8 protein-coding genes are annotated in these 12,002 nt (G+C 43.2%); 4 read left to right on the plus strand and 4 right to left on the minus strand.

The annotated features are described in order from the left end of the window. Positions 1–71: 71 nt before the first annotated feature. Together LPW36_RS05465 and dsdX are read right to left on the minus strand one after the other, a co-directional pair. Entirely contained in the window at positions 72–1,403 is a 1,332-nt protein-coding gene (locus LPW36_RS05465; protein ID WP_230608431.1) for a D-serine ammonia-lyase, read from the minus strand. An 18-nt stretch (positions 1,404–1,421) separates the two neighbouring features. Beyond that, the gene (gene dsdX, locus LPW36_RS05470) at positions 1,422–2,759 is read right to left on the minus strand and encodes a D-serine transporter DsdX (protein WP_230608433.1); all 1,338 of its coding nucleotides are present in this window, start codon (positions 2,757–2,759) and stop codon (positions 1,422–1,424) included. Between the two features lie 231 nt (positions 2,760–2,990). Here dsdX and dsdC point away from each other — a divergent pair, with 231 nt between their 5' ends. Both dsdC and LPW36_RS05480 read left to right on the plus strand, forming a co-directional pair. After that, positions 2,991–3,923, plus strand: a complete 933-nt coding sequence (gene dsdC / locus LPW36_RS05475) for a DNA-binding transcriptional regulator DsdC (protein WP_230608435.1) — start codon at positions 2,991–2,993, stop codon at positions 3,921–3,923. A gap of 323 nt (positions 3,924–4,246) precedes the next feature. Then, entirely contained in the window at positions 4,247–4,837 is a 591-nt protein-coding gene (locus LPW36_RS05480) for a hypothetical protein (RefSeq protein ID WP_230608437.1), read from the plus strand. A 112-nt stretch (positions 4,838–4,949) separates the two neighbouring features. On the opposite strand, the gene LPW36_RS05485 is transcribed toward LPW36_RS05480, so the two are convergent. After that, complete coding sequence (locus LPW36_RS05485; RefSeq protein WP_230608439.1) at positions 4,950–5,573, minus strand: winged helix-turn-helix transcriptional regulator; 624 nt, start codon at positions 5,571–5,573, stop codon at positions 4,950–4,952. 599 nt (positions 5,574–6,172) lie between these two features. Continuing rightward, positions 6,173–6,787 (minus strand): TetR family transcriptional regulator, encoded by a 615-nt coding sequence (locus LPW36_RS05490; RefSeq protein WP_230608441.1) that lies wholly within the window; start codon positions 6,785–6,787, stop codon positions 6,173–6,175. Positions 6,788–6,834: 47 nt separating this feature from the next. Here LPW36_RS05490 and LPW36_RS05495 point away from each other — a divergent pair, with 47 nt between their 5' ends. Together LPW36_RS05495 and LPW36_RS05500 are read left to right on the plus strand one after the other, a co-directional pair. Continuing rightward, on the plus strand, positions 6,835–7,983 hold the full coding sequence (locus LPW36_RS05495; protein ID WP_230608443.1) for an efflux RND transporter periplasmic adaptor subunit: 1,149 nt from the start codon (positions 6,835–6,837) through the stop codon (positions 7,981–7,983). 45 nt (positions 7,984–8,028) lie between these two features. Next, on the plus strand, positions 8,029–11,106 hold the full coding sequence (locus LPW36_RS05500) for an efflux RND transporter permease subunit (RefSeq protein WP_230608445.1): 3,078 nt from the start codon (positions 8,029–8,031) through the stop codon (positions 11,104–11,106). Positions 11,107–12,002: the final 896 nt, after the last annotated feature.

The following is a 12,002-nucleotide window of genomic DNA, read 5'->3' on the forward strand; positions in this document are numbered from 1 at the left end:
GCCAATTTAAAAAATAAATATCCTCCGGCTATGCCGGAGAATATTTACTTATCTTGCGGTTAACTAATCGTTTATATTTTGGCTGTCGCCAGATATTTCGCCATTTCGACTTCCGGTACCATGCCGCCGCCGGTGGCCCATACCAGATGGGTAGCGTTACGCATCTTATCAGCGGTCAGTTGCTGGCTTGCCAGATAATCTTTATCGGCGGTGACGCGGGATGGGCCCGGTATGCCTGCCAGTGCGGAAGGTTCCAGTTGAATGCCTTCATCGCGATTCATCAGCCCTAGCAGGTCATACATTTCCTGATCGCTCAGGGTGTAGTAACCGTCCAGCAGGTGCTCCATTGCCCGACCAACAAAACCGGAGGCGCGACCTACCGCCAGGCCGTCTGCGGCAGTGACGTTATCAATACCAATATCCTGTACTGAAATGCCATCGTGCAAACCGGTATGTACGCCCAACAGCATACAAGGGGAGTGGGTTGGTTCAGCAAAGATACAGTGAACGTTATCACCAAAAGCCAGTTTCAGACCAAAGGCAACACCACCGGGGCCGCCGCCTACGCCGCAGGGCAGGTAGACAAAGAGCGGATGATTTTCATCTACCACAATATTCATCTGCTCGAACTGAGCCTTTAATCGGCCTCCCGCCACGGAATAACCGAGGAACAGGGTTTGAGAGTTTTCATCATCAATAAAGAAACAGTTAGGATCGGACTCCGCCTCTTTACGTCCCTGTTCTACCGCCACACCATAGTCCTGCTCGTATTCCACCACGTTCACACCGTGGGAGCGAAGCTTCTGTTTTTTCCATTCGCGGGCATCGGCGGACATATGAACGCTGACGCTAAAGCCCAGTTTGGCGCTCATGATGCCAATCGACATACCGAGATTGCCCGTTGATCCCACTGCAATGCTGTATTGACTGAAAAACTGCTTAAACGCTTCGGAGAACAACTTGCTGTAGTCGTCGCTCTCTTTTAGTAGTCCTGCCTGCATTGCCAGTTTCTCGGCGTGAGTCAGCACTTCATAAATACCACCGCGTGCTTTAATTGAGCCGGAAATAGGTAAGTGACTGTCTTTTTTCAGCAGCATTTTCCCCGTAACTTCAACGCCATAGCGCTGGTTCAGAGTTTTCTGCATGGCGGGGATTGCCATCACTTCCGATTCAATAATGCCGTTAGTTACCTGAGTTTCCGGAAAGGCTTTGCATAAATAAGGGGCAAAGCGCTTCAGGCGGGCTTCTGCCTGCTGTACATCGCTGGTATTTAATCCAACGTATGGCAGACCTTCTTTCAGCGTAGTGGCTCGTGGGTTAAACCAGCTTACTTCCTCTAAATCAATCAGGCGTTTAACCAGAGGAAACTCGTTGATTAATTGTTGAATATCTGTGCTTTTCATAATGTATCTCTTTTTCAATTAAACCACGTAAGAAAGGAGGAATGTGCCAGCCAGGGCAATCAGCGAGGCGATAAAGGTCGCTGTGGTGTAATACTTGAAGGTTTCATTTAAGGTTGCGCCGCAATACTGTTTCACCAACCAGAACAGAGAGTCGGTAACAATGGTACAGCCGATAGCACCAGAACCGATTGCTAACGTTATGATTTCAGGGCTGATATCCGGATACATTGGCAGTAATGGTGAAACAATTGCCGTTGCGCCCATCATGGCCACGGTAGCAGAACCTACCGCCGCATGCAGGATGATGGCGACCAGCCAGGCCAGCAGAATTGGATGCATATCCAGATTCGACAGAATAATTGCCAGCGTATCGCTCAGGCCGCTGCCTTTCAAAATACCGTTAAACGCACCGCCAGCACCGATGATTAACAGGATGTTAGCAATGGAACCAAAGCACTCTTCGGTTTTCACCAGTAGGGTACTCATACCCATATTGCGTTTAATCCCCAGAATGTAATAAGCCACGAACGCCGCAATAAACATGGCGGTAATAGGGTTACCAACAAACTCCAGTACGGTGTACAGGGTGGTGCCCTTGGTCATATTCAGTTCTGCGGCGGTTTTTATCAGCATCAGTACGATAGGCAGCAAAACGGTAAATAAGGTGGCGCCCAGCGAAGGTAAATCTTCCTCTTTACGCACTTCGATATCGGAGAACTCAGCCGGAACCGGTTTAAACGGCAGGCGATTGCCCAAAAATTTCAGGAACAGCGGACCACCAATCAGCGAAGCAAACAGACCAACAATCAGGCCGTATACAATCACCGAGCCAATATCGGCACCCAGTTTATTGGTAACATACAGCGCCGCCGGATGTGGAGGAACAATACAGTGCACCGCCATCAGCGCGGTACACAGAGGAATAGCCAGTTTTAATAAAGAAGTATTGGTCTTTTTAGCAATAGAGAACGCCAGAGGAATAAGCAATACCACACCGACTTCCACAAACAGCGTGATACCACAAACCAGACCAACCAGCACCATGATGACATCGGGTGAAAGCCAGCGGCACCGTTGCAGCGTGATACCAATGCGTTCTGCCGCACCGGATATTTCCATCATCTTACCCAGAATGGTTCCCAGACCAATCACTGCTGCCAGAAAACCCAGCGTGCCGCCGATACCACCTTCAATGGCGTTAACCATGTCCAGCGGGTTCATACCCATTAGTGCGCCGACATAGAAGCTTGCCAATAGCAGCGCCAGGAACGGGTGAATCTTTAATTTTACAATGGTAAAAACAATCAAAATGATACTTGTCAGTAAAGTACCGATAACCCAGAGATGTGAGTCCATATCCGACCTCGTTTTATAATAATAAATCCCGCTTATATTGGATAAGAACCGGCGTTTCCTGACAAACGATAAAAATAACGCTTTAGATGAATTCAATTGAATCAAACAGGTGATATTCATCAAAAAAACATTGTCGTTTGTGCTTTGAATCACATAAATTCATGCTAAAAGCCTGTTAAGGCTCGCCCTTGGGTATACTGATTTAACGCGTTACTATCAGGTTTGAGACTTATGTACACCGAAGATAGCTACCTTGCCAGAAATCGACTGTTAAACAGTTACCAGTTATCAAAACTTCACACCTTTGAAGCTGCGGCGCGTCACAGTTCTTTCGCCATGGCAGCAGATGAACTCAGCCTTAGCCCCAGTGCGGTTAGCCATCGGATTAATGGCCTGGAAGAAGAGCTGGGCATTAAGCTGTTTCAACGTTTCCACCGTAAAATTGAGCTGACGGCAGAAGGTCAGCGGGTTTACTGGGCGTTAAAGTCATCGCTGGAGTATCTGAATCAGGAGATTCTGGAGATTAAAAATCAGGAGCTATCGGGTAACCTGACGGTTTACTCTCGTCCCTCCATCGCCCAGTGCTGGCTGGTGCCTAAGCTAGCGGATTTTGGCCGCCAGTATCCTTCTATCAGTTTAAATATTCTGACTGGTAACGAAAACGTCAATTTCCGCGGTTACGGTATCGATCTGGCGATCTATTTTGATGATAAAACGCCAGAAAAGCTGGCCTGTCAGCATCTGATGGATGAGTCTATGGTACCGGTATGCAGCCCGGAGTATGCCCGGCAGCATCAGCTACAGGGAAATATTCATAATCTGAAACATTGTACGCTGCTGCACGACCGGCAGGCATGGAGTTATGATTCAGATACCGATGAATGGAGCTTCTGGGCTCAACATTTTAACCTGACGTTAGAAGCCGATCGACACAGTATGGGGTTTGATCGTTCTGATTTGGCAATTATCGCGGCGATTAACCATGCGGGTGTGGCAATGGGCAGAAAGAAGCTGGTGAATAAGCGTCTGGCTAATAATGAGCTGGTAACGCCGTTTCCGGAGATGGAAGTGATGTGCGAACAGCGTTATTACATTGCAACATTGCCGGAACGTCGGGATCCCAAAATTGATGCATTTATTGGCTGGTTAAAAGACGTGGTATGAAGTGATGATATTTTGCTTTGAGGCGATTTTATTTATCACACCACGTCTGCCGCATTCATTCTGTATAACCCGGGTTGGCTAGCTGGCTGGCTCTATTCTATAAGATGAGTGAAAACGGTAAACTTTCTGAAATCAGTAAAAAGAAGCTCAGTTTCTGATATCCCACAACCACAACCTGAATCATTTAGGAAGTGTGCTAATAATCTCATCAGTGATTGTGATGCTGCGATCGTTAAGTATAAATTGATGAATCTAAGCAGATAGATTGTTTAGCGTAATTGAATTTTTATTACTTATTGTGAACCACATGGAGATGAAGAATCATGACGTTACTTAGTAAATTGATCAAAACGACCGCTGCGCTTTCCTTCTTAACTGCCACTATTTTTTCGGCTCAGGCCGATACCATTCCTTTATCCAGAAATGTACAAACAGAACTTCTTGTTGCTGAGGTGGTTTCAGTAGACCAGAGCAATCATGTTGTTGTACTGGCGGGTAAAGATGGCGAAAACATCAGCTTTCAACTGACCGATCGGGCAAAAGATCTGGAGCATTTAAAAGCCGGTGACATGATTAAAGCAACCGTAAAACGTTCCATTGCTGTTGCGCTGGAAACCGACGTAAATAAGGCTGCGCCAACCATGCTGACTAAAGAAGAAGTCAGTAAGGCGACCAAAGATAATCCAACTCCAAATGCAAACGCATTACGTCAGGTGAACTTATCGTTGAAAATTAACCATATCGATCTGAAGAAACATCGAATTACCTTTGAAGGTCCAACTGGCCGCAATAAAGTTGTATCCGTTAAAGATCCTAATATTCAGGCTCGTATGAAAGATCTGAAAGTCGGTGAAAGTGTACAGGTAACCTATACCGACCTGGTGAAGATTACCGCCGACCACGGTAAGAAATAATTTGATATAGTCATTACGGCTTGTATAAGAGAAAGGAAAATTATTTGAGCCAAATAATTTTCCTTATTTTTTATAGTGAGTTACTCACTATCTTTTCTGCCGGGAGATAACGTTAATAACGCAACGGTATCTTATTGATTTTAATCAAACATCCCTTATTTAGCTCAATGTAGTTTCCCGTTTTTAATTGTGACAACATCTTCATTACGCCACTGCGTGATAACCTTGTATGGTCCTGAATATACTGAACAGCCGTAATATTATTTCTGATCTCCTCAGGTTCATTAATCAGATTAATCAATTGATTTCTCGTGATTTCATAGGCACTGAGTGCAGTTATCTTTGAGTTAGTTTCATGCATACGACGTATGACATATGACTGAAAAATGGATACATTTTCCCACAGGTTTTCGCACTCGATAATTTGAGTAGCCTTAGCGGTGGGAAGGGTTGAGAGGGTTACGGTCGTTTGGGTCGTAAAGAAAAAGTTTTCTGCTCCCGGAATTAAACTACTGCTTAAACCTAAAATTGTTGGTGCACTTGCCGAATACATAACCAGACCATCCTGAACCCGGTGTAGTTGTACATAACCATCCTGAATCAAATAGCATTGTTCAATATAACAAAACTTTTTATGTGGCGGGCTAACTTGTTGAAGTGCGTGGGGGTGTAGTGCGTCAAGTAATTGTTGAATGGCATCTATTGGTTTATTTACGCTACTTAATGGCAAATCCATTCTCGTTCTCCATTCGAGTATGCTTAAATTTTTACTATTTCTTATTTTGAATATTTCATTGGTTTTTTCCGCAAGCGGGTATTAAGTAAGTTTAAACATCCTGTTATAGGTTCTTCAACCATGCTTAATATCTCTGTTTTGATATTAATTTTGTTGTGAAATGGAAATAATTACATGTTTGACTATGGTATATAAACAGGTGATAAATTTAAGTACAAAAAATGTGTTGTTTTTATCATCCCCGTCAAACAGTCATTATTGTGTTGCTTATTTATTATTTCAAATTCTATTTTGTCTATTTTTAGATTTTTTATTTCAGGCTAATTATGTTTTTTTTGAGTGTGTTATACAGTGAAGTGAAGGGGGTATAATCCAGGCGTTAATTTATTAATCTGAATAGCGAATAAAACTATTGAAATACTCTTCAGAATATCAATTTAAGTTATCGGCATACACATAATAAGATGATGTGTTAGTGTATTTTTACACCGTTACTTTTCTGTTTGTTACTGTATATTGTCAAGATTGTGGGTGGCAGGAAGGCTGTAGCTCTTTATAAAATCAGGGAAGAATTGAACACATAATAGAAATGTTTTTGCCTATATTATTGGGGTGGTATCAAGAAATCTGGCGATAGCCTTTTCACCGTCCTGGAACAGATTGAACTTATCAGGTTCGGTTAGCCAGCACTCAATAATACCAATAACAAATATTCTGATCATGGTTGCATTCTTTTGTATATCAAAGCTTTCCTGATAAATTCCTGATTCTTTGCATTTGGTGAGTGCGGACTCAATATCACCATCATTAAATAGGATGTTTTTACGAATATTCCTGACGGAGTTATTTTTGTACGCCAGTTCGCGATCGAAAAATATTAACGACATAATCTTTGCCTGTTTTTTATCATGATAAATGATATCTAATGTTTTAATCAGAGCTTCCTTTAGAGCAATAAGCGGATTTGTGTTTAGCATTACATGAAAAGGTTTTATATGTTCAGATTTCATCACCTCAAAATCGCAGAAGATTTCATGAAGAATGTCGTCTTTATTTTCGAAGTGCCAATAGATAGCGCCTCTGGTCACATTTGCCAATGTGGAAATATCAGAAAGAGAAGTTGATGTGAATCCCTTGCTGGAAAATATCTCCAGTGCGGCATTCAGAATTCTTTGTCGCGTAATTAAAGCTTCTATTTTTGTTTTTCTGGCCATAAGACTGCCGAATATATTTTAGTTAAGATGTTTTCTTTGAGGATATAATGAAAAGTCAAAATAAATCTGCTTTATTCCTGTGTATTATTGGATTGACAATAGCACTTGCTATTACCGGCTGTAATGATGAAAAAAATACAGGTGCTAAAGAGGTGGTGCTTCCCGTTGATGTTGTTACGGTAAAAGGAGTATCGCTTCCTGTTACAACTGAGCTACCCGGACGTATCTCCGCTTATCGTACTGCTGAAGTTCGTCCTCAGGTTGGTGGTATTTTGCTTCATCGCTATTTTGCTGAAGGCAGGGATGTTAAAGCGGGAGAGTCGCTTTACCAGATTGACCCGGCGACTTATCAGGCGGATCTCGATCAGGCAAAAGCCGATTTAGCTAAATCAGTTGCTGCGGCAGAGTTGGCGCGTTTAACGGTAAAACGCTATACCCCTCTGAAGAAAAATCATTATGTCAGCCAGCAAGACTATGACAGTGCTGTCGCTACCGCGAGCCAGGCCGATGCTCAGGTGCAGGTTTCCCGTGCGGCGGTCGACACTGCTAACATTAAGCTGAACTATACCAAAGTTATCTCTCCTATCAGTGGTCGGGCCGGTAAATCGTCGGTAACGGTTGGTGCACTTCTGACAACCAACCAGCAGGATGCCATGGTCACGGTACAGCAGCTTGATCCTATTTATGTTGATGTCACCCAATCCAGCGATAGCTATCTGAGTTTAAAACGGGCTATATCCAATGGGGAAATGCAGAGCTCACAGCAGAACGATGATGTGGCTCTACTGATGGATGATGGAACCCGCTATAGCCTGAAAGGCCACCTCGAATTTTCTGATATTACCGTAGATAAAGACACCGGCTCCATCACGTTGAGAGCCATATTCCCTAATCCAAATTATGAGTTACTTCCTGGCATGTACACTCGGGCGATTATCGATGAAGGCACGCTTAAGAGTGCCATATTGGTACCGCAGGAAGGGGTAATGCGCGATCCAAAAGGCATGGCGACCGTCATGATCGTTGACGGAACCAACAAGCTTGAAATTAAACAAGTGAACGCAACCCGGGCCATTGGGGAACAGTGGTTGATTTCCGATGGATTAAAAGAGGGCGACAAAGTGGTCGTCAGTAATCTTCAAAAAATCAGACCAGGAATGACGGTATCTGCCACAGAACGCTCTCTTCACAAATAGTTTAAGTGAGACGGATTTCATTATTATGATTAAGGCAAAATAAGTATGTCTAATTTCTTTATTGAACGGCCAATATTTGCCTGGGTTTTGGCAATTATCGTGATTTTGGGTGGTGCCTTAGCAGTTCTGAAGCTTCCCATTGCGCAATACCCGACGGTTGCCCCTCCCGCCATTGCCGTTTCTGCCACTTATCCCGGTGCTGATGCTCAAACCGTGCAGGATTCGGTAACCCAGGTTATCGAGCAAAATATGAACGGAGTGGATAACTTAATGTATATGTCCTCAACCAGTGATTCCGCTGGCGGAGTGACCATCACATTAACTTTTAGCTCTGAAACCGATCCGGATATTGCGCAGGTGCAGGTGCAAAATAAGTTACAGGGAGCCATGCCGTTACTGCCTCAGGAAGTTCAGCAACAGGGGATTAGCGTAGAGAAGTCCAGCAGTAGCTATTTGCTGGTTGCCGGATTCGTTTCAGATAATATCAACCTGACGGACGCCGATCTGTCTGACTATGTTTCTTCAAATATTAAAGATGAACTCAGCCGGACCAGCGGTGTAGGAAGCGTTCAGCTGTTTGGTGCTCAATATGCGATGCGTATTTGGCTGGACCCAAATAAGTTGAATAAATTTCAGTTAACGCCCATTGATATTGTTAATGCTTTAAAAGAGCAGAATGCACAGATTGCCGCAGGGCAGCTTGGTGGTACACCATTGGTAGATAATCAAAAGCTGAACGTTTCGATTATTGCCCAAACCCGACTGACTTCTCCGGATGAATTTTCTAAGATTCTGATAAAGGTGAATTCCGATGGTTCACAGGTCTTATTGAAAGACGTTGCCAAAATCGAGCTGGGTAGTGAAAACTATAACACTCTGGGGAAAATTAATGGTAAACCAGCCGCTGGTTTGGGTATTAAGCTTGCAACCGGTGCTAACGCGCTGAATACCGCAGCGGCAGTAAAAACGCGGCTGGCCGAACTACAGCCCTTTTTTCCGGTCGGAATGAAAACCGTCTACCCTTATGACACTACGCCATTTGTTAAGATATCTATTTTTGAGGTAATTAAAACGCTATTTGAAGCCATCGTTCTGGTATTTTTGGTGATGTATATTTTTCTGCAAAACATCAGAGCGACGTTTATTCCAACCATTGCGGTACCTGTAGTGCTATTAGGTACTTTTGCTGTACTGGCCGCCTTCAATTATTCTATTAACACCTTAACTATGTTTGCGATGGTGCTGGCGATTGGATTGTTGGTGGATGATGCTATCGTGGTGGTTGAAAACGTCGAACGGGTGATGGAGGAAGAAGGGCTGCCGCCTAAAGAAGCCACGCGCAAATCGATGGGACAAATTCAGGGTGCATTGGTGGGTATTGCCCTGGTGTTGTCTGCGGTATTTTTCCCCATGGCCTTCTTTAGTGGTTCAACCGGGGCGATTTACCGTCAATTTTCCGTCACTATTATTTCCGCCATGGTACTATCCGTATTTGTCGCTTTAATACTGACCCCGGCGTTATGTGCCACATTACTAAAAAGCCACGATGAGAAGCATAAAGAACATGCTTTTTTTACCTGGTTTAACCGGCTATTTGAAAAGAGTGCTGACCATTATACCGACAGCGTTGGTCGGGTTTTAAACCGTTCAGGGCGCTTTATCCTTATTTATCTGTTCATTTTTATTGGTATGGTGACGCTATTTATTAAATTACCAACCTCCTTTCTTCCTGATGAAGATCAGGGCGTCTTTATGACCATGGTACAGTTGCCGGTTGGTCAGACCCAGCCACAAACTCAGGTGGTTCTCGATCAGTTAACCGATTACTTTCTTACTAATGAAAAAGATAACGTTGAGTCGGTGTTCACCGTTAATGGCTTTAGCTTTAGTGGTCAGGGGCAGAATGCGGGGATAGCGTTTATTAGTCTGAAGTCCTGGGATGAGCGACGTGGATCGGAAAACAGCGCTCAGGCCATTATTGGGCGGGCATTTCTTGAATTCAGAAAAATTAAAAGTGCCATTGTGATTCCTTTTAACCTACCGGCGATTATCGAACTGGGTACCGCAACCGGGTTTGACTTTGAGTTAACGGATAAGGGTAACCTTGGGCATGAAAAACTGATGCAGGCCCGTAACCAGCTATTGGGTATGGTGGCGAAACATCCTGAAATCTTGAAAAACGTTCGGCCTAACGGTTTGGAAGATACACCTCAATATAAAATTGTGATCGATCAGAGTAAAGCACGTGCGCTGGGGGTATCTATCTCCAATATTAACCAGACCATAAGTACAGCCCTGGGGGGAAGTTATGTTAACGACTTTGTCGATCGTGGAAGGGTAAAAAAGGTTTATGTTCAAGCTGATGCTCCCTATAGGATGCTGCCAGAGGATATAACCAACTGGTATGTCCGCAGTAACAATGGCGAGATGGTGCCTTTCTCTTCTTTTGCATCCTCAATCTGGACTTACGGTTCACCTCGTCTGGAACGTTATAATGGGCTTCCTTCCCTTGAAATCCAGGGCGAGGCCGCAGAGGGAAAAAGTACCGGTGAAGCGATGACGTTAATGGAAGAGCTGGCCGGAAAACTCTCACCGGGTATCGGCTATGACTGGACAGGAATGTCCTATCAGGAACGTCTTTCTGGCAATCAGGCTCCCGCGCTTTATGCGATATCTCTGGTGATCGTTTTTTTATGTCTGGCGGCACTGTATGAAAGCTGGTCGATACCAATCTCCGTTATGCTGGTGGTTCCTCTGGGGGTTGTTGGTGCACTATTGGCGGCATCAATGCGTGGATTAAACAACGATGTTTATTTCCAAGTGGGGTTACTGACCACAATTGGATTATCGGCGAAAAACGCGATTCTAATCGTCGAGTTTGCCAAAGACCTGATTCAGGCGACGCTCGAAGCGGTAAGAATGCGCTTAAGGCCAATATTGATGACATCACTGGCCTTTATTCTGGGGGTATTACCTCTGGTGGTCAGCCACGGAGCAGGGTCAGGTGCACAAAATGCTGTTGGTACAGGGGTTATGGGAGGAATGATTGCCGCAACGCTTCTTGCTATATTCCTGGTCCCTGTATTCTTTGTGGTGGTTAGACGTAGATTTTCTAAGAAATAATAAGTTAATACCCGTTGGGTAAATCATAACGAAGAAGGCGCGTGTAAACGCGCTTTTTTGTTGTTTTATATAATATAACCAGTTGATGTTGTTGTAGTTGTTTGTTTTTTGATTATTCCATCTGTTGGGTGTCTCATTTAAAGATTAATTGACTGAATTATTACTTCTTGGCGTGGCTGTTTTCATTAAACTGCTATCAAATCAATCGTTAAATACAAAATTAATCCGATAAATTGTGGGTGAATTTTTGTATTATGGATAACGGTAATTTGTTGTTAGTGACAGGGAGAGGGTTACAGGACAAGCTTAATTTGCGGAGGGGTCGGTTAGCTATTCATTATTCCGGTTATCAGGCTCTTTACGAGCGTTTATCACTCTTGATGATTTAATGGTGCTGGCGAGATAATGTAAAATCGTGTGGAGTTTAATCTATGTTGCTCTGTTGCAATTTTGTTGGTTGATGGATTGTAGAGCGTTATACATTTAGCATAAATAGTCTGATTTTTTATAGTGGGTACTAACTTACATTGAATGTGCTGGTAAATGGAGTGAGTGTGATAATTCTTACTCTGAACATTGTTCGTAATGTAAAAATGAAAATATGTGATCAAATTGTCTGAATGTGTATTTACTTTCTTTTTGTGCTATTCTTTTTTAATTGTCATAATAAATAACTTATTTTATATTAGCATTAACAATTCATTTTCATTCTGTTAAACCACCCCTATGTAAATTAAATAATATTAAGTTACAATGATAAGATATTCGTAACTTCACATGTTAAAATTTACTTCAATATAATTCCTTTCATTATTATCTTTATTATTTCTGCTTAATGTTATTTCTTTATCTGTCATTTTAGTTTTGAAAGTGATAAAAACAACGCGTTTGATATC

It is taken from the genome of Limnobaculum eriocheiris (assembly GCF_021010575.1).
Lineage (GTDB): Bacteria > Pseudomonadota > Gammaproteobacteria > Enterobacterales > Enterobacteriaceae > Limnobaculum > Limnobaculum eriocheiris.